Source organism: Chlorobaculum parvum NCIB 8327, from assembly GCF_000020505.1.
GTDB lineage: Bacteria > Bacteroidota > Chlorobiia > Chlorobiales > Chlorobiaceae > Chlorobaculum > Chlorobaculum parvum_A.
On sequence record NC_011027.1, the window covers coordinates 2,162,916 to 2,181,869 of the forward strand.

Consider the following 18,954-nt stretch of genomic DNA (forward strand, 5'->3'; position numbering starts at 1 on the left):
TGGTTAAAAAAGTGCGTTGATTTATAATGGTAGATTAACCCTGAAAATATGTGCCGGCATCTGGTGCGGATTCAGCTCGACGTAGTTCCACTCGCCGTTCCACTCGAAAGTGCGGCCCGAAATCAGGTCTTCGACCGTGAAGCGCTCGGTGTGCGGGCGCCCGAACTTTTCAAGCGGGAAGCGCAGCCAGCCGCCCTGCGTGTTCCGGTCGTCGAGCGTGACCACGGTGAGGATGATGTTCGCGCCGTCGGGCGAGCACTTGACGTAGCCCATGAGCTGGTCGTGCTCCCGGCCCTCTCCGGCGTCAATGCGCACGAAGGTGACGTCGTTGGTCTGCTGAAGCGCGGTATTTTCGTGACGGATGCGGTTGACCGCCGTGATTTCGGCGCGGATGTTGCCGGGGCGATCCAAATCCCACTGCTTGATTTCGTATTTCTCCGAATCGACATACTCCTCCTTGCCGGGGTACGGCACGTGCTCCAGCAGCTCGTAGGCCGGGCCATACATGCCGTAGTTCGACGAGAGCGTCGCAGCCAGCACCATGCGGATGATGAACCTCGGGCGGCTGCCGCCCTGCAACTCTTCGTGCAGGATGTCCGGCGTGTTGGGCCAGAAGTTCGGGCGCATGTAGTCTTTCAGCTCGGTCTGGGTCAGCTCGATCAGGTACTCCTGCAGGTCGTGCTTGGTATTGCGCCAGGTGAAGTAGGTGTAAGAATGAGTGTAGCCACCCTTGGCCAGCCGTGCCATGAGCTTCGGGCGGGTGAAGGCCTCGGCGAGGAACATCGTGTCGGGGTGCTGCTCGCGGATCGAGCCGAGTGCCCACTCCCAGAAGGCGAAGCCCTTGGTGTGCGGATTGTCAACACGGAAAATCTTGACGCCTTTGCCGATCCAGAAGAGAAACACGTCGCGCAGGGCAATCCAGAGGTTCTGCCAGTCCTCGGACTCGAAGTCGATGGGCAGGATGTCTTCGTACTTCTTCGGCGGATTCTCGGCGAACTGCACCGTGCCGTCCGGACGCCAGCGGAACCACTGCGGATGCTCCTTGACCCACGGATGGTCGGGCGAGCACTGGAAGGCGATGTCGAGCGCCACCGAAATGCCCTGTGCTTCGGCCTCCTGCACGAACGCCTCGAACTCCTCCATCGTGCCGAGCTCGGGATGCACCGAGGTGTGGCCGCCATCCGCGCCGCCAATCGCCCAGCAACTACCCGGATCGTCCGGCCCGGCGACGAGCGCGTTGTTCTTGCCCTTGCGCTTCGTCACGCCGATGGGGTGGATCGGCGGCAGGTAGAGCACATCGAAACCCATCCGGGCGACACGAGGCAACAGATTCATGCAGTCGCGGAAGGTCCCGTGTTTGCCTGGCTCCTCGGCCCACGAGCGGGGAAAGAGTTCGTACCAGGTGCTGAACCCGGCCTTTTTCTGATCGATCTGGAGCAAAAGAATCTTTTCGTACAGGCTCGCCATCGACCGTTCCGGGCAGCGCTCCATCGCCGCCAGCAGCTCCTCGCTCAGCGCGGCCTCGACAGCCTTGTCGCTCCCGCCGACCGACAGCAGGCCCACGTAGTGATGCAGCGTTCCGGCATCCTCGTCCTCTGCCCGCGCCGCGCCAAGCTCCACGATGGTCGCGCCAATGCGCAGGTCGAGCGAAACATCCTGCCCTGCGTCGAGCTTTTTCTGCAACCCCTTGCGCCAGGTCTGGAAATGATCGACCCAGGCTTCGACGGTATATTCATACATGCCCGGCGCACCGACCTCGAACGCCGCCGTCCAGCGGTCGTTCACCAGAAAGGTCATGGGAACCCGCGCCCACTCCGTCTCCCCTTTCCGGCGATGCAGCAGCTCGGCCACAATCGTATCGGCGCCATCGGTGAAAATATCAGCTTCGACAACCATCCGGTCGCCTTCGACCTTTTTGGCGGGAAAACGGCCTCCGTCGATTTCAGGAAACACGCGGTCGATCACGGCTCTCCGGCGACCATCGAAGGGGCGATCAGGCCGGATTGGGGCTGGCAGAACAAACTCTGATTTCATAAGCGATAGTGATGAGAACTTCAGATCGCGTTGCAAAACAAGGCGCAATCTGCGTTAGCAGTATTGAGCGGCCGGGCCTGAGCATAAAGCGGAACAGACGGGCGCATGAACCTGCAAAATATGAAATGTCGAACTCTTTCCACCGGTATGAAAAGGCTAATTTACCTGCGGGACAAAAACTTTTTCACACCGTTCGCAGCTCACTCATCACTGCCTGCCGTGGAAAGTCCGATGCGCCGGAGCATTTTCGGAACGGTGCGATCGAGGTTGATCATCAGGTGCAGGATGATGGCCAGAACGGTCGAGGTCGGAAGCGGATCGGTGAAGACCGCCTGGATGTACGCTGGCGTACGGGCATAGAGGCCAGGAAGAAATGCCGTGCTCAGCCCGAAAAAGAGCGCGATTCCGACGGTAAAGGTTTTCCGTGAATCCCACGTTTCCTGAAACATCTCCTGCAGACCGGCGCTGATCATGAAGCACCCGGCGAAAATCATCGAAGCTCCAAGTACCGGTTTGGGCATGAGCGACATAGCCCAGGTGATCTTTGGGCAGAAGGCCAGGAGAATAAAAATCACCCCCGCGCCGACGCTGATCCACCGGCTCAGCACTTTGGTGCTGCCCGCAAGGCCAATGTTGCTCGATGAGGTGTCGACGGCCAGCCCACCGAGCAGCCCGGCCAGAGCCGTGGCGACGCCGTCGGCAAGAATCCCCTTGCGGATGCGAGTATAATCGACCTCTTTCAGTTCCGGCTGCGAAGCCTTCTGCGCAGCGAGCAGATTGCCGAACGACTTGAGCGAACCGCTGAGTGCGATAACCAGAAACGGCAGCAGCATGTCTCCCCGGACGCTGATGTGCCTGAACTCCGGCCCGATCACCGGCAGCGCGAACATGGGACAACTCTTCAGGATGCGGAGTCCGAGGAAATACTCCGGCATGATGAAAAACGAGGCGATCCAGCCGGCGATAATGCCGATCAAGAGGCAATAGATCCGCACCAGCCCGCGCCCCCAGATATTGGCGAATACCATGACGAGCAGTGAAATGACGCCAATCGCGATATCCCCCCCCTGACCACATCCGCCCTGAATTCAAGACCGAAAAAGGAGATGACCGACATCCTGATGACGCTCACCCCGACCATGGCGACCACAAGACCGACGATGAACTGCGGAAACACGTTCTTGAGTTTATGAACCACCGGAGCAAAGGCCATTTCGACCAGACCGGCAAGAAAGATCATCCCCCTGACCAGCGGCATGCCGCCGACCCACGCGGCAGAAAGGGAGAGGCTGAGGTAGGACGGGCCGCAAATGTTGGGGCAGAGATACCCGGAGCCGATGTAGGGAAAGCCTGCCGACTGGATGATGGAGCCGATGCCCGCGGCAATCATAGAGAGCATTACCAGCGTCGCGGTAAACTCGGTCGAAGCGTTGATCTGCCCGGCGAAGATGATGGCCAGGCCGATCGAGACGAACATGAGCATGACATGCTGCAGCGAAAGAATCACCAGCTGTCCGGGCGGCGGCATTTCATTGAACCCGTATTCGATGTGTTTTGCATTTTCAGACTTCATAGTGCCGGGCAGTCTATGGTGGCTGGGGAAGGTCGGTAACAGCGCCGACATAGAGGAGTTTTCCCTCTAAATGCGTTTTGCGCAGGTAGAGGCATTTTTTTACAAGTCCCCGCTGATAACGGCTCTTGGCCATGAAGACCGACCAATCGCTCTCACTGGTTTCGAGGCGCTTTACCGCATTGGCAAAGGTAGGGTTGCCGACCTCGTCACGGCACTCCAGCAACTGGATAGGCACAGCGCTTTCGTTGAGAACCGGTGAGATCAGCAGCGAGCCGTCGGGGTAAAAGGCGAACACCCTGACATCACGGAAATTGAACGAGGAGGTCGGGTCGGCAATTTCGGAGATGGTCTCCGGGCCTTTTTTTTCGATCAGCGATACGGCGCCGTCAACGACTATCCGGACAAACTCTTTCTCCTCGTGAGGATAGTCGATACCCGCGCCGGCAAAGAGCACCTTGCCCTCCGGGGTTTTCACCCTGAAGTTGCAGGAGGATTTCGGCACAGGGTAGAATTTGCCCGGCTCCCACCATGAGTAATGCACCCACCCGTGCGGATTGTCGGGGTCGTCGAGCGCCTGCATGATAAGCCGGGAGACTTGCTTGCCGTTGATGTCGCTCAAGTCGGAGAGATTCCGACCCTCAAGCCAGGGCATCCCTGCGTGAAACAGGTTGTTGCCCTGCTCGTCGTAGATGTAGAGGTAAAAATCGGGGGTGCGGTAATGGCTTCGATTGGCGCGGAAATAGTCCAGGCTTTTGAGACCGTCGCTTTTGAGTATCTGCGCGGCATCATAGGTGAACCGGACCAGATCACGGGTGTCGCGATACTCGTATGCCGAAAGATCGGGGGCATCGCTCTCATCCGAACTGCAACCGGCCAGCAAAAGAAACGTCGCTATCAGCACGGCGAACAGCATCGGTGCCGAGGTTTTCGAAAAACGGAGTCGAGCGTTCAAGATGCCATTCATGAGCAAAAGGCTAAGCGTTGCCAGCGCATGTTCCATCCATAATTCAATATGCATCCGGCGATTCATCCCTGCAAACCCACCAACCGCTGCCGTTCTGGAATCACCCATCGAAATGCAGCTTTCAACCAGCTCCTTCCATGAGTAGCTGAAATGCTTATATTCACTCCACGCTGAAGTGTCTTGAAACGACCGGCACCATGCCCCTTCCAAGACCATTCGGTAAACCATTTTTTATACAAATCTTGATTTGACGACCATGTTTGACCCCGAAAAAGATCGCCTCCACGCCATCGAGCACCGCCTGAACCAGTTACGGGGGTATCTTTAACATCGATGAACGCAAAGAGAAAATAAGCGACCTGGAGAAGATTTCGGCAGCGCCCGACTTCTGGAACGACCAGAAAACGGCCAACGCCCTGATTCAGGAGCTGAAAGAGCACAAGTCGTGGATTGACGAATTCGACGAGGTCGAAACCGCCGCGCACAATGCAGGCGAGGAGATCGAGATCGCCATCGAGCTTGAGGATGAATCGCTCGTATCCGATCTGGACGCCACGCTCGACCGCATCGAGGAGGAGCTGGGCAAAATGGAGTTCCGCAAAATGCTCTCCGGCAAGGACGACGCGGGCAACGCCATGATCGTCATCCACGCGGGCGCGGGCGGCACCGAGGCGCAGGACTGGGCCGAGATGCTCTACCGCATGTACATGCGCTGGGCCGAACGCAAGGGCTTCAAGGTCTTCACCGACGACTATCAGGAGGGCGAAGGCGCGGGCATCAAAACCGCAACGCTTGAAATTATAGGCCCTTACGCTTACGGCTATCTCAAAGCGGAGAACGGCGTGCACCGGCTCGTCCGGGTCTCGCCCTACGACTCGAACGCCCGCCGCCACACCTCGTTCGCCAGCGTCTTCACCTACCCCGAAGCGCCGCCGGACGTTGACATCGAAGTGCGTAAGGAGGATCTCGAACTCTCCACCTTCCGCAGCGGCGGCAAGGGCGGCCAGAACGTCAACAAGGTCGAAACCGCCGTGCGCATCAAGCACATTCCGTCGGGCATCGTGGTCGGCTGCCAGGAGGAGCGCTCGCAGCTTCAGAACCGCGAACGGGCGATGAAGATGCTCATGGCGCAGCTCTACCAGCGCAGGCGCGAAGAGGAAGAAGCAAAGAAGCGCGAGGTCGAGGGCAAGAAGAAGAAGATCGAGTGGGGCAGCCAGATTCGCAGCTACGTGCTCGACGACCGCCGCATCAAGGATCACCGCACCAACTACGAGCGGTTCGATGTCGAAAACGTGCTTGACGGCGACATCGACGACTACATCCAGAAGTACCTCTCCGAATTCGGCGACGCATAAACGAGGATGCCATGAGCGAGACGAAACACGACACGCTCCGGTTCGGCATCGTCACCGACATTCACTACAACCCCGAAACCGAGACCGGCAACCAGACGGAAGCCGGTCTCGAACGCTGCATTGAAAAGTGGACGAGCGAAGGCGTGGAGTTCGTCATCCAGCTTGGCGACCTCATCAGCCGCGAAGGCCCCGAAGCCGAGGCCGACCTCATCGCCGTGCGCGACATGCTCGCCCGCTTCAGCGGCAAAGTCTATCACGTCGCAGGCAACCACTGCCTCGCCGTGCCGCCGGAACGCTACAAAGCGATCATGGGCCTCGACAGCCTCTACTACACCTTCAGCTCGCACGGCACCCGTTTCATCGTTCTCGACGGCATGGACGTTTCAATTGTGAACGAGCCGCAGAACAAAGCCGACCGCCACCTTTTGGAATACTACCGAGACGTCGTCAAAGCCCCCTTCTACTGCGGAGCCATCGGCACCCGCCAGCTCGACTGGCTCGTGAAAGAGCTCGACCTCGCCCTGAAAAACGAAGAACCAGTCATCATCTTCAACCACCTGCCGCTTCTCGGAGAGACCACCGACGAAAAGCACGGCCTGCTATGGAATCACGAAGAGGTCGTCGCGATCTTGTCACGATACCCGAACGTCCACGCCTGCTTGAGCGGGCACTACCACTCCGCTGCCCAAGCCATGCGTAACGGCACTCACTTTGCCGTTCTACCAGCGTTCAGGGATTGCTTTGAAGAGCTGAATGGCTGCTGTTTTATGGGGGAATTTTCAGGAAAAAAGCTTTTCGAGTTCGTTATAAGCATGATTGACGACAAGCTGTAGCTTTTAGAAATTTTCCGCAAAGAAGAACAATGCCCCCAAGATTTTGACGTCACCTGTGAACGCTTTCAGGATAGCCATGAGATCAAACACCCAAAAGCGCCTGAAACGCTTCTGAAAAATGTGGCTTTACGGTTTATCTTCTTTCACCTTCCACCATAGTATTTGCAACATATTCGGGGCACCAACGTTATCGAATCAGGCTTTTCGACGTTATGGCTTCGCGTATCCAAGGCCCTTTGACGACGAGCCTGTACATAACCGTCAATTTCGCAGAACACACCTGGCTCCACCAGAAACGGTTACACAGTCACCAGCTTATAACAAAAATCATAAGCGGTATAAAATTTATCAACGAATCGGGAAAACAATTGTGGCTTTTTTCTAAATACAACATTTTGACATTTCTCTCTTGAGGATTTCCCTATAGCCTTCCCGTCTCCGGAGGGCTATCGTTATATATTTTATAACATAGAAACTCTTTGCTTTTTATGTTTTTTATACACATCAGCGGGAAATCATTTTGTCTTCAAAAAAAGCTCTTTTTGCCATAATGCCATAATAACAAATAGCGCACCTTTTGATGCGCTATTTGTCAAGGTTATCATATTAAACAACCATTTGGCATAATCAGGCTGCGACCTTGTTATAGTACTCCATGACCGTCATCGTCTGACCACTTTGCATCGCATTCTTGACCTGATCGGAAGACATGCCGAACTGCAATTGCGCATTGTTCACATTCAGGTCGAGCTGAAGATTACCCGCCTGCTGGTACGCTGCATTCCATTCAATCGTGGCATCATTAAGCTCATCCTGCACTTTCTGGAAGTCGGCCGTACTCGCGTCAACAGTCGCTTTTTTAATGTCGGCCACAGCATTATTTACATCGTCCTCCAAAACCAACCACGCATCGAGGACCGCCTGAAGATTCTCCTGTATCGCCTTTGACTGATTGGCCAGCTTGGTGTAGTTATCGGTGAGCAAATGCAGTGTAGCGACATCGGCCGTGAGTTCGCTCATCATTTTCTGATCAGCAGCCATCTTGTTCTTGTCGTTGTCGATCTGGATAGCATCAAGCGCAATAACCGTTGTCGCTACGGCAATCGCCGGACCGGTGAAAAGCCACACCACAGCACCCACCGGCCATGCAACAATTGTCGCTACGACTCCGAGCGTAATAGCGGCAGCATCAGCAATACCCATCGCAATAATTTCAGCCGTAAGCGAGTCGATGTCGTCCTGAAGTTTCTTGATATCGGCCCTCAATTGATCGATCTGTTTCTGGTCAGCTTGAGAGTCAGCTGTAGACTTTGTCGCAATGGTCTGCAGCTGGGTCGCCATATCTGGCAAAACATCCTGAAAGTTTTTCAGACTGTTAATCGCTCCGGCAATGAAGGTTGTCACAAGGTTCATCTGGCTGGTGAGGCGGTCAAGATCGTTGTTCAGGATAGCCAAGGCTGTCTTATCGCCAGGATTCTTGGTTAAGTATGCAGCCTGACTCGAAGCATCGCCAAGAAGCGCGATAATAATGTCATTGTAGTTTCTGACATCATCAGGGACTTCCAACAAACGCCCCATAACGTTGTTGACCCATCCCAGTGCATCTGCATTTGCTTTCTCGTAGGCCGTTGAAAAATCTGACCAGTCCGGAGGATAGTGCTTGAGAGTAGGTAGCTGGGAGGTCAAAACACTATTGATAACCGTATTCACGGCTACAACATTTGATTTGTATGTGTTTTGCGCGCCAGCAAGCTTGATTGCGTTATTCCGAAATGCATTTGAGAGTAGCCTCATTGTTTGCTCCTTATTTTTCATGTTAATGAAAATCCCTAAAAAAGAACAATCATATCAAAGCTATAACACTAGAATAAAACACATGTTTCAAATTAATTTCATTAACATTTTCCAATATTACCCAGCAAAAAAGAACAATCAGAAAATATCAGATTACGACTTCAATCCTGGAAGTAAATGTATAGCCTTCGCCATTGAGCGTTTTTATGGGAGTATTGAGAAGCGGAGAGATTTTTTTGCGGAGGCGATAGATCAGCGATTCAAGCGAGCGGTGGCCATGCTGGTCGAGGGGATAGCTGAGCTCTTTAAGCAGAATAGTCCGGGATACCGGTACACTCGGCGTTTCGACCAGTTTGTGAATAAAAACATATTCCTTTCCTGTAAGATGCAGCTTTTCCCCAGCGGGAGTAACAAGCGCCCAGCCTTCAGTAAGCAGTCTCCAGATATGCGAACTGCTTACTTCTTCCGTTTTGCTTGTTAGTTCTTCAGATAAACCGGCCGTTTGCCCGACAGCCCGCTTCATCAGGTTACCAAGCGCAGCATCCAGCAATCGAAAGTTAACAGGTTTTGTCAGAACCTGATCGGCCCCCGCCTCGTACCCTGCGATCATAGTTTCTTGAGATGTATCGCCGGACAGCAGGAGGATTCGGGTCGAAGAATTTTCACGAATATACTTTGTAATCACCAGACCGCTTTGATCGGGCAGACCGACATCGATAATGGCAAGGGGGTACGGCTGCCGGTCAAATTCCCTGTAAAAATCAATAGCGGAGCCGGCTCCGATAACTGGATAACCGCTTTGTTCAAGGTATTTAAGTATGAAAGAACGAAACGACGCATCGTCGTCCACGAAAATAATCTGATTGAACGATGTACCAGATCGAAACATTTTGCACTGTCTCCCAAGAATAAATTCAAGGAAAAAGTACTTATTTAAGTAATAATAAAGCGATATTCAACCAGCTCACGAGAACACTTTTTCTGATATTTTCTCGCTTTTTTTGGGGGGGGAGCACAAATCAGGAAAGCAGACGCCATCCCGATAACCAGAAAACGGAGGAAGTGCCTTTGTAATATAATCTTACAAAAGCAAGGCACTGAGAGAGAAAGGCTTGCGGGCTCTTAACATCCGGAACCGCAAGCGACAGCTAATTCAAAAGGTTCACACCGCCTGTTCGAGCACCTCGACCACGCGAGTAGCGGCTGCACCATCCCATTTTTCAGGAATCAGCGTCCTGACAGACGGGTTGCCGGAGAGAATGGTCGACGCGCGTTCGAGAATTTCCTGCTCGTCGTTGCCGACCAGCACGTTGGTACCGATTTCGATGGTCGATGGTCTTGCTGTGCTCTTGCGCATGGTGAGGCACGGAACGTTCATGACGGTCAGTTCGGACTCGAACTCGGCGCTGTCGGTCAGCACAAAAGCTGAAGCTTTAAGCAGTTGTAATAGTTCGAGGTAGCCGAGTTGTGGGATAACCCTGAGCCCCGGAACGCCTTCGAACGCTTCGCTCAGTTCACCAGCTGGAAGGATAATGGTCGAAGTCGTGGCAATCGATTCGAGCAACCGGCCGAGCAGTTCGCGATTGGCAACGGTTTCGGAACTGAACGGCATATCGAGTAGCACCGTAACAAACTTTTTCTGTTCAAGGGAGTGCGCTTTGAGCACATCGGCAACATCGACCTGACTAATCAGGGTTACGAGGCTATCGATGGCCGTGTTGCCTGCAAAAAGAATGCGCTCGTCGGCGAAGCCTTCGTTCATCAGATTGTAAACGCCGCTGTGTTCACTCACAAAATGGAGCACAGCGACCGAATCAATGACCAGACGATTGATCTCTTCGGACTCGGCCCGGTCGTAACTGCGCAGGCCAGCATCGAGGCTTACTACCGGAATGGTCATCTTTGCGGCTACCAGCGCGCCGGCAAGTGACGCATTGTCGTGACCACCGGGAATCACGAAATCTGGCTCGACTTCCTTAAATATTTGCTCGAACTCAGCCATGAGCGAGGCTGTTTCGGCAACTGGAGAGCCCGGCTTGGCCGAAATCGTGCGAACCGCATCAGACAGGCCGAGCGCGGTGGCGAGGGCTTCATGCTCGGCTCGTCCTTCGTCAGGGAGAACCCTTACGAGCACCGGTTCGAAGACGCCATTTTTTCTGAGCGCAGTGGCAAGCGGAGCCGCATGGAGAAACGCTGCGCGTTCCTGGGCAATCAAGACAATTTTTTTCACACCGGGTAGCTTTAGTACATTAAACGATTGAACGTTAACCGCAGGAAACGCAAGCCCAGCCGCATGAACAACACAAAACGATCGATCGTGAAAACCGCGTGGTGGCTGATGCTGCCCCTTGCCGTCTGGGGAACGCTCCTGACGGATAATACGGCCTCAGCGGGGAAAAAGAAAACAATCCTCGAACATGCCGACTTTATCGAAGGCGGCGAAACCAGCGGTCCATCCGGCGCGGTAATCCCCTACCGCTCGGCGGTCGGCAATGTGCGCTTCCTGCACGGCAAGACAATTCTGGAGTGCGACCGGGCAACCGACTGGCTTGAAAACGAACGAATCGACCTGAATGGCCATATCGTCATTCGGGACAACACGCTCGAAACCCGTAGCGATACCGGAACGTACGACACCCGTCGAGAGATCGGAGAGCTTTCCGGCAACGTGCGCGGACGGGTGGTCGAGGACAGTCTGACGGCAAAATCGGTGCGGGCAACCGTTGATTTGACTGGTGACAATCTCTGGCTGTTCGGCGATGCGGTGGTGTGGCAACCGGGCCGCCAGCTCAGCGGCGATACCATCCGGGTGCACCTGCGCGAAATTGACGGCAGGAAGCGGGCGGACGAACTCGAGGTGCGCGGCCACGCCTTCCTTGCCACTAAAGACACGCTCGCAACCTCCCCCTTAACCTACGACCAGCTCTCGGCCCGGCGGCTGCTGGCCCGGCTTGACGAGCGCTCTCGCCTGAAGAACGTCACGGCGACGGAGAAGGCGCAGAGCCTGTACCACCTCTACGACGAAAAGCAGCAGCCCACGGGAGCGAACTACACCTCCGGCGCTAAAATTCGGATGTTCTTTGTCGAAGGCAAGTTGAGCCGGATTCTGACCACCGGAAACCCGCTCGGTAAGGAGTATCCGAACTCGATGCGGGAAAGTCGGGAGATCGACCTGCCGGGCTTCAGGCTGCGCGACAAGGAGCGTCCGGTTTTCGAGCCCCATAGCGACCAAAAAGGTCAAGATTAGAACATAGCTCCCATTCTGAGATGCAAGTCGGCTGGGCCTTCCCCAAAGCTTTTTAGGTATCGTTGACACCTTTGCGAACCCACTCTTGCTCTAATCGATACGGAAGTGCTTTTCCATAGGCGCCCAAATCCACCATACCACCAAAGATCAAAAGAACATCGAGTCAGTACATTCCCACATGTAACTTTAGATCATAACTATGACAGCAAGTCAGAACGAGCTCCAACTTGCTGTCATAGTTATCTCAAAGGTTCGCGCTCCCATGGCGAGAGCAGCAACAAAGATTTTCACCCGCCGCTGGCTTCGAGTTCGCGCTTGAGTGCTTCGCGTTCGATTTCGAGGCGGCGAAGTTCGCGATTGATGCGGTCGAGCTCTTCCGGTTCGCTGTCGATTTCAAGCCTCAGGCGCGAGGATGCCTCGTCGATCAGGTCGATCGCCTTGTCGGGCAAAAAGCGGTCTGCGATGTAACGGTTCGACAGCTCCGCGGCAGCCACCAGCGCGGCGTCCTTGATACGCACGCCGTGGTGAATTTCGTACTTCTCCTTCAGGCCGCGCAGAATCGATACCGTGTCCTCAACGCTCGGCTGATCGACGATGACCGTCTGGAAGCGCCGTTCGAGCGCCGCATCCTTTTCGATGTGCTTGCGGTACTCGTCGAGCGTGGTCGCGCCGATGCAGCGCAACTCGCCGCGGGCCAGCGCCGGCTTGAGAATGTTGGCCGCGTCCATCGAGCCTTCGGCGGAACCCGCGCCTACGAGCAGATGCAGTTCGTCGATGAAAAGGATCACCTCGCCATCGGAGGCCTGCACCTCCTTGACCAGTGCCTTCAGGCGCTCCTCGAACTCGCCACGGAACTTGGTGCCCGCCACCAGCGCAGCGATGTCAAGCGCGGCGATCTGCTTGGACTTGAGGTTTTCCGGCACGTCGCCGCCCACGATGCGCTGTGCGATGCCTTCGACGATGGCCGTCTTGCCGACGCCCGGCTCGCCGATCAGCACCGGATTGTTCTTGGTGCGGCGGCTCAGAATCTGGAGCACGCGACGGATTTCGTCGTCACGGCCGATGACCGGATCGAGCTTGCCCTTGCGCACCAGGTCGTTCAGGTTGCGGGAATATTTCTTGAGGGAGTTGTACTGATCTTCGGCGGTCTGGCTGGTCACTCGCTGCGAGCCGCGGAAGGAGGTCAGCACCTTGAGAATGGCGTTGCGGTCGACACCCGCGTCCTTCAGCATTTTGGAGACCTTGACCCCCGCCTCGCTCATGGCGATGAAGAGGTGCTCGGAGCTGATGTACTCGTCTTTGAGCTGCTCGGCCTCCTTGAGCGCCACATCGAACACCTTGCCGAGATCAGCGGAGATGTACTGGCCGGACGCAGAAGCACCGGTCACTTTGGGAATGCGGTCGATTTCCCGGTCGATAACATCGAGCAGCATATCGATGGGAGCTTCGAGTTTTCGGGCGATCTGGCAGGCGATGTTATCGTTGTCGCCAAGCATGACGCTAAGCAGATGTTCCGGCTCGACCTGCTGGTTCTGCTTGCTGCCAGCCATCACGGCTGCAGCCTGAAGCGCTTCCTGTGCCTTGACAGTGAATTTATTCGGATCGAAATGCATGGTGAATCGTGTCTTGCTTTTTGTTCGGTTATGCCTTCACTCCGGCGGCAACAGGGCGCAAGCCCCTATGCCACCACGTGTTACCTATAACCACAAAAAAAGTCAAAACGTTACCCGCAGGCAATCCGGAACCGGTCAGCTGCGATCGATGCTCTTCGGCAGGTTCTTCATAACCGAACCCGCAATGAGTTTGACGATCTCACCGCCCGTAACCAGAAGGTCGGCCCCCTTCTCGCGAATATGGATCTGGGTTGCCACCTGATCCTTGAAATAATCAACGCTGGCCTGGTCGTAGTTCTTGCCCCGAACGTACTCATCAATGAGGGCTTCGGCCTGGCTGTAGGGCAGATTGAAAACCTTCAGGCCAAGTTTGGCCCGTTCGAGTGGGTCGAGGATCTTCTGTCCCGTTTCGTGCTGCTCCATATCGCTCCGATTTGCTTCTGGTAAATTGGATAAAAAAAGTGGTGAGGCAACTACGGCCCCATCATGCGGTAATTTAAGAATCTTTCGATCAAGTTGCCATACGCAAGCCCCAGGAGCTTTTTCGGCCCGACAAGCGGAAATCAGCTCACGGTGCGATGCTGATAACAATGCCCCACCTTGTCACTCTTTCCGATACACACCTTTGAAGCCAAGCACCAGCAGAACCAGACCGATAACAAGCGCCGACCAGCCAATCGCATCGCCGATGATGAAGGCGCCGTTGAGCATCCCGTACTTCGGCGCAAACAGCAGAATGAGATCCGCCCCGATCAGGATGAACAACGCCTTTAAAAAGCTGATCTTAACGCGCGGTTTGCTATTCTTCTCCTCTTTCTTACTTTTGGCCATAAGATTCTCATTCTTTGTGCGATGAACATTTTAGGGATAGAAACCAGTTGTGACGAAACCTCGGCCGCCGTCCTTAGCGACGGAACGGTTCGGTCGAATGTCGTCAGCTCTCAACGCTGCCACACCGATTTCGGCGGCGTGGTGCCCGAACTGGCTTCACGCGAGCATGAGCGGCTGATCGTTTCGATTGTCGAAGCCGCCATAACCGAAGCAAATATAGCAAAAAACGACCTCGATGTCATAGCCGCCACCGCCGGCCCGGGGCTGATCGGTGCGGTAATGGTGGGCCTCTGCTTCGCCGAGGGAATGGCCTTTGCGCTCGGCAAGCCGTTCGTGCCGGTCAACCACGTCGAAGCGCACATCTTCTCCCCCTTCATCAGCGACGAACCCGGCCATAAATCGCCGGATGGCGACTTTGTTTCGCTGACTGTTTCGGGCGGGCACACGCTCCTGTCGGTCGTCCGTCAGAATCTCGATTACGAGGTGATCGGCCGCACGATCGACGACGCGGCGGGCGAGGCGTTCGACAAGACCGGCAAGATGCTTGGCCTCGGCTATCCCGCCGGCCCGGTGATCGACCGGCTCGCACGCGACGGCGATCCGAAGTTCCACCGCTTCCCGCGCGCACTGACCTCCAGCTCGCAAACCAGCAAAAGCTACCGCGGCAACTTCGATTTCAGCTTCTCCGGCCTCAAGACCTCGGTGCGCACCTGGCTCGAAGGTCATGACGCGGAGTTCGCCCGGCAGCATCAAACCGACCTCGCCGCCTCGATTCAGGACGCCATCGTGAGCGTGCTGGTCGAAAAAACTATCGCCGCTGCGCTGCTGCACAAAGTCGGCGCGGTTTCAGTGGCGGGCGGCGTGAGCGCCAACTCCGGCCTGCGTTCGGCGATGCAGGCGGCCTGCAACAAGCACGGTCTCGACCTGTTCATTCCCAAAGCGACCTACTCGACCGACAACGCCGCCATGATCGCCACCATGGCGCAACTGATGATGGCGCGTGGCCGTTACAGGGAAAACTCTTACGGCGTCGCCCCCTTTGCTCGCTTCAAAGCGGCAGGCAAAGGCACTCGTTGAAATAGTTCGGGAAATAAATTATCTTGAAAGTCGAAAAAAAGTGCCCGGGAACAGCCGAAACGCTGTCCTGAAGGCCAAGTCACGATTACCAACCGCAAGCCATTAGCCATGTACGACACCATCCTTGCCCTGATGCTCTTCGCTCCGCCAACGACCGGTGGACCTGCTCCGAATCCCTTTGTTCAACTCGTACCGCTCGTTCTGATTTTCGTTGTTTTCTACTTCTTCATGATCCGCCCGCAGCAGAAAAAACAGAAAGAGCGTGAAAAGCTGCTTGATGATATCAAGCGCGGCGACAAAATCGTTACCATCGGGGGCATTCACGGTACGGTTGCCGGGATCGATACGGAGAAAAAAACGGTTCTTGTACAGGTTGCCGATAATCTCAAGATCAAGTTCGAGCGTTCGGCAATCGCCAACACTGAAAAACAGGAAACCGGCGACAAGCTCGCCCCAAAGGAGTAACAGGAATCGATGCAGGAAACACCCGCAATTCTGGTTCTCGAAAACGGTTCGATCTATCGCGGAACCGCCTTCGGGCACACCTCCGAGGCCTCCGGTGAGGTGGTCTTCAACACTTCGCTGACCGGGTATCAGGAGATTCTTACCGATCCGTCCTACGCCGGGCAGATGGTCGTTATGACCTACCCGCTCATCGGCAACTACGGCATCACGCCGAACGATAACGAGTCATCAAAAATCTGGGCATCAGCGCTCATCGTGCGCGAAGCCTCGAACGTCTACAGCAACTTCGAATCGACCCGCAGCCTCGACGAAACGCTCAAAGAGGCCGGGGTGATGGGTCTTGCTGGCATCGATACCCGCAAGCTGGTACGGGAGATTCGCGAGAAGGGCGCCATGCGCGGCGTCATCTCAACCCTGACCGACGATGTCGAGGCGCTGAAAGCAAAAGCGCTCGCCATCCCCGAAATGACCGGTCTCGATCTGGTGAGCACCGTCACGACCGACGCGAGCTACACGGTGGACAACGAAGAGGCGAGCTACCACGTCGTCGCTTTCGACTACGGCATCAAGACCAACATCCTTCGCCAGCTCAAAGCCGAGGGATGCCGCGTCACGGTGGTCACCGCTAAAACCACCGCCGAAGAGGTACTCGCACTGAATCCCGACGGGGTCTTCCTCTCCAACGGCCCCGGCGATCCGTTCGCCGTAACCTACGCCATCGACACCATCCGAGAGCTGGCCGCTCGCAACAGCAAGCTGCCGATCTTCGGCATCTGCCTCGGCCACCAGCTGCTGTCGCTGGCCTTTGGCGCGAAGACCTACAAGCTCAAGTTCGGCCACCACGGCGCGAACCATCCGGTCAAGAACCTCATGAACAGCACCATCGAAATCACCTCGCAGAACCACGGGTTTGCGGTCGAGATGGACACGCTTCCCGGCGACCTTGAACTGACCCACAAGAACCTCTACGACCTCACCGTCGAGGGAGTCAGGCATCGGGAGTTACCCTGCTTCTCGGTGCAATATCACCCCGAAGCCGCCCCCGGCCCGCACGACTCGCACTACCTGTTCAAGGAGTTCACCGAACTGATGGACGCTGCAAAAAACTGACCTGTACTTACCGGTGGGGATTCCATCCAGACAATCCCCACCGGTAAATCCCCCATATTCTTCTACGAACGCCCGGTTCCGCATTTCAAGAGATTATTTTATATATCCACATAACACTCAAAAAAAACACATCAGGGAACTCTGGCGACATTTACCTTGTTCTAAGTTTGTTGATGAGTTTCATTGAAAACACCCTGTCATTTTTACTAAACCATTACAAAAGAACCTGTTTTCAAAAAGTGCTCAAAAGAACACAGAGACCTCTTACAACAGATTCTCAATGATTTACGTAGTACCAATCCACCACAACCAAATGGAAACAGCTATGAAAAAGATCACAAGAATGGCAACGCTTGGCGTGTTCCTGCTCGCAGGCGTTAGCGGCACAGCACTTGCCAACGGAACGAGCGCCCCTGAGCCCGAACCAATGCGCTACATGCCTCCTCCGCCACCACCGGCTCCCGCTCCTGCACCAGTTGTAGACACCTGCGAGCCTGGAGCGTATATCAGTGGATCGATCGGCATCGGCATCCCTGAAAAGTCCAATTTTGACGGCTACAAGTATGAGATGGAGACCGGCCTCGCACTGAATGGTGCAATCGGGTATGATTTCGGAGATACCAGACTTGAAGCCGCTGTAGGCTATCAGAAACATGATTTTAAGAACTATGATGACGATCTTTCTCTGCTAACCGTCATGGCTAACGCCTATTATGACATCGACACAGGTTCAGACATCACACCTTACCTGATGGCTGGTGCTGGCTGGGCACATGTCGACTCTTCCTGGGATGAGAGTGATGACGTCTTTGCATGGCAGGTCGGTGCAGGGCTTGGCTTTAAAGTCGCCGACTGCACAACGCTTGACTTGGGATACCGCTACCTGAGGCCGAATAAATTCGATCTTGGTGAAGGTGATAATACCAAATGGGCTGTTCACAACATCATGCTTGGGCTCAGGTATAACTTCTGATGCAAGCAAAATCGATCATCGCAAAAAAACCGGAGGCAGCGATTGCTTCCGGTTTTTTGTTACGCCCTCTACGCGTTTTCGCGACCTGAATGATGAGTGCCACTCTTCTGTCAAATCCGGCACATTACGGTTTTTTCTTGAACTCTTTTTTTTGATAAGTTTCAGTAGAAGCCATTCCAGCAGTACTCGTTTTTAAAACCTGATTTGCAGTGATTTACGCAGTACCGTCCACCACAACCAAACGGAAACAACAATGAAACAGATCACAAGAATGGCAACGCTTGGCGTGTTGCTGCTGGCTGGTGCCACCGGCACCGCATTTGCTAATGGCACCAGTGCCCCTGAGCCTGAGCCAATCCGTTACATGCCACCACCGCCGCCACCGCCGGCCCCAGCTCCTGCACCAGCCCCAGTGGTGGACACCTGTGAGCCTGGCGCGTACATCAGTATATCAGCGGGCCTTGGTATTCCCGAAAATGCCGAAACCCAATACAGCGGTGAAGATGAAATGGATAACGGCATTGCCCTGAATGGCGCGCTTGGTTACGATTTCGGAGACGCCAGACTTGAGGCCGCTGTCGGCTATCAGAAACATGACTTTAAGTATGGTGATGACGATCTTTCTCTGCTGACCGTTATGGCCAACGCTTATTATGACATCGACACTGGCTCGGACATCACACCGTATCTCATGGCTGGTGCCGGATGGGCTCATATCGGCATGCCGTCCGATGAGAGTGATGACGTCTTTGCATGGCAGGTCGGCGCAGGACTTGGCTTTAAAATCGCCGACTGCACAACGCTTGATCTCGGATACCGCTACCTGAGGCCGAATAAATTCGAGACCAATGAGCGTAACATTGGAGATGTGAAATGGGCTGTCCATAACATCATGCTCGGTCTCAGATTTAACTTCTGACCCAACAAATCGATCATCGACAAAAAACCGGAAGCAATCGTTGCTTCCGGTTTTTTTTGTTTACGTCCTCTCAAGATTTTCCCCGATCAGAATGCTGAGTTTCATTCTGCTTACAGTCAACCACATTACAGCTTCTTTGAAATGCTTTTTTTTGATAAGTTTCGAT

18 protein-coding genes are annotated in these 18,954 nt (G+C 54.8%); 8 read left to right on the top strand and 10 right to left on the bottom strand.

Features of this window, described 5'->3' with window-relative positions; translation table 11 throughout:
• Positions 1 to 21 precede the first annotated feature (21 nt).
• The 4 genes from CPAR_RS09950 to CPAR_RS09960 all read right to left on the bottom strand — a co-directional run bounded on the left by CPAR_RS09950 (position 22) and on the right by CPAR_RS09960 (position 4,571).
• Positions 22 to 2,034 carry an alpha-1,4-glucan--maltose-1-phosphate maltosyltransferase gene (locus CPAR_RS09950; protein ID WP_012503186.1) on the bottom strand — a complete coding sequence of 671 codons (2,013 nt, stop codon included), beginning with the start codon at positions 2,032 to 2,034 and terminating at the stop codon, positions 22 to 24.
• A 200-nt stretch (positions 2,035 to 2,234) separates the two neighbouring features.
• Positions 2,235 to 3,062 (bottom strand): solute carrier family 23 protein, encoded by an 828-nt coding sequence (locus CPAR_RS11355; RefSeq protein WP_269478991.1) that lies wholly within the window; start codon positions 3,060 to 3,062, stop codon positions 2,235 to 2,237.
• Positions 3,008 to 3,607: a solute carrier family 23 protein gene (locus CPAR_RS11360; protein WP_049755871.1), complete on the bottom strand. Its 600-nt coding sequence runs from the start codon at positions 3,605 to 3,607 to the stop codon at positions 3,008 to 3,010. The genes CPAR_RS11355 and CPAR_RS11360 overlap by 55 nt, the downstream gene beginning before the upstream one ends.
• A 13-nt stretch (positions 3,608 to 3,620) precedes the next feature.
• Positions 3,621 to 4,571 (bottom strand): cache domain-containing protein, encoded by a 951-nt coding sequence (locus tag CPAR_RS09960; RefSeq protein WP_041466368.1) that lies wholly within the window; start codon positions 4,569 to 4,571, stop codon positions 3,621 to 3,623.
• A 256-nt stretch (positions 4,572 to 4,827) separates the two neighbouring features.
• On the opposite strand from CPAR_RS09960, the gene prfB reads away from it, so the two are divergent.
• Both prfB and CPAR_RS09970 read left to right on the top strand, forming a co-directional pair.
• A protein-coding gene (gene prfB / locus CPAR_RS09965; RefSeq protein ID WP_198002620.1) for a peptide chain release factor 2 occupies positions 4,828 to 5,926 on the top strand; the annotation gives its coding sequence in 2 pieces (ribosomal slippage) (positions 4,828 to 4,896 and positions 4,898 to 5,926; 1,098 coding nt in all).
• Between the two features lie 11 nt (positions 5,927 to 5,937).
• Positions 5,938 to 6,759, top strand: a complete 822-nt coding sequence (locus tag CPAR_RS09970) for a metallophosphoesterase (RefSeq protein WP_012503188.1) — start codon at positions 5,938 to 5,940, stop codon at positions 6,757 to 6,759.
• Positions 6,760 to 7,386: 627 nt separating this feature from the next.
• Here CPAR_RS09970 and CPAR_RS09975 read toward each other — a convergent pair.
• From CPAR_RS09975 to CPAR_RS09985, 3 genes are all read right to left on the bottom strand, one after another.
• Positions 7,387 to 8,574, bottom strand: a complete 1,188-nt coding sequence (locus tag CPAR_RS09975; RefSeq protein WP_198002621.1) for an enterotoxin (HBL) — start codon at positions 8,572 to 8,574, stop codon at positions 7,387 to 7,389.
• Positions 8,575 to 8,701: 127 nt separating this feature from the next.
• A complete protein-coding gene (locus CPAR_RS09980) occupies positions 8,702 to 9,403 on the bottom strand; it encodes a response regulator transcription factor (RefSeq protein WP_198002622.1) in 702 nt (233 codons plus the stop codon).
• Positions 9,404 to 9,715: 312 nt separating this feature from the next.
• On the bottom strand, positions 9,716 to 10,783 hold the full coding sequence (locus CPAR_RS09985) for a UDP-N-acetyl glucosamine 2-epimerase (protein ID WP_012503191.1): 1,068 nt from the start codon (positions 10,781 to 10,783) through the stop codon (positions 9,716 to 9,718).
• An 87-nt stretch (positions 10,784 to 10,870) separates the two neighbouring features.
• Between CPAR_RS09985 and CPAR_RS09990 the strand changes: the two genes are divergently transcribed.
• On the top strand, positions 10,871 to 11,800 hold the full coding sequence (locus tag CPAR_RS09990) for an OstA-like protein (RefSeq protein WP_232203905.1): 930 nt from the start codon (positions 10,871 to 10,873) through the stop codon (positions 11,798 to 11,800).
• Positions 11,801 to 12,087: 287 nt separating this feature from the next.
• Here the strand turns inward: CPAR_RS09990 and CPAR_RS09995 are convergent, their stop codons facing one another.
• The 3 genes from CPAR_RS09995 to CPAR_RS10005 form a co-directional block, all read right to left on the bottom strand.
• The gene (locus CPAR_RS09995; RefSeq protein WP_012503193.1) at positions 12,088 to 13,413 is read right to left on the bottom strand and encodes a Clp protease N-terminal domain-containing protein; all 1,326 of its coding nucleotides are present in this window, start codon (positions 13,411 to 13,413) and stop codon (positions 12,088 to 12,090) included.
• 135 nt (positions 13,414 to 13,548) lie between these two features.
• Positions 13,549 to 13,836 (bottom strand): hypothetical protein, encoded by a 288-nt coding sequence (locus CPAR_RS10000; RefSeq protein WP_012503194.1) that lies wholly within the window; start codon positions 13,834 to 13,836, stop codon positions 13,549 to 13,551.
• A 180-nt stretch (positions 13,837 to 14,016) separates the two neighbouring features.
• Positions 14,017 to 14,244, bottom strand: a complete 228-nt coding sequence (locus CPAR_RS10005; protein WP_012503195.1) for a hypothetical protein — start codon at positions 14,242 to 14,244, stop codon at positions 14,017 to 14,019.
• 21 nt (positions 14,245 to 14,265) lie between these two features.
• Here CPAR_RS10005 and tsaD point away from each other — a divergent pair, with 21 nt between their 5' ends.
• From tsaD to CPAR_RS10030, 5 genes are all read left to right on the top strand, one after another.
• Positions 14,266 to 15,321 carry a tRNA (adenosine(37)-N6)-threonylcarbamoyltransferase complex transferase subunit TsaD gene (tsaD, locus tag CPAR_RS10010; protein WP_012503196.1) on the top strand — a complete coding sequence of 352 codons (1,056 nt, stop codon included), beginning with the start codon at positions 14,266 to 14,268 and terminating at the stop codon, positions 15,319 to 15,321.
• Between the two features lie 108 nt (positions 15,322 to 15,429).
• A complete protein-coding gene (gene yajC, locus CPAR_RS10015) occupies positions 15,430 to 15,786 on the top strand; it encodes a preprotein translocase subunit YajC (protein WP_012503197.1) in 357 nt (118 codons plus the stop codon).
• A gap of 9 nt (positions 15,787 to 15,795) precedes the next feature.
• The gene (carA, locus tag CPAR_RS10020) at positions 15,796 to 16,896 is read left to right on the top strand and encodes a glutamine-hydrolyzing carbamoyl-phosphate synthase small subunit (RefSeq protein WP_012503198.1); all 1,101 of its coding nucleotides are present in this window, start codon (positions 15,796 to 15,798) and stop codon (positions 16,894 to 16,896) included.
• 325 nt (positions 16,897 to 17,221) lie between these two features.
• On the top strand, positions 17,222 to 17,869 hold the full coding sequence (locus tag CPAR_RS10025; protein WP_041466370.1) for an outer membrane protein: 648 nt from the start codon (positions 17,222 to 17,224) through the stop codon (positions 17,867 to 17,869).
• Between the two features lie 253 nt (positions 17,870 to 18,122).
• Positions 18,123 to 18,788 (top strand): outer membrane protein, encoded by a 666-nt coding sequence (locus CPAR_RS10030; RefSeq protein ID WP_012503200.1) that lies wholly within the window; start codon positions 18,123 to 18,125, stop codon positions 18,786 to 18,788.
• The last annotated feature ends 166 nt before the right edge of the window (positions 18,789 to 18,954 follow it).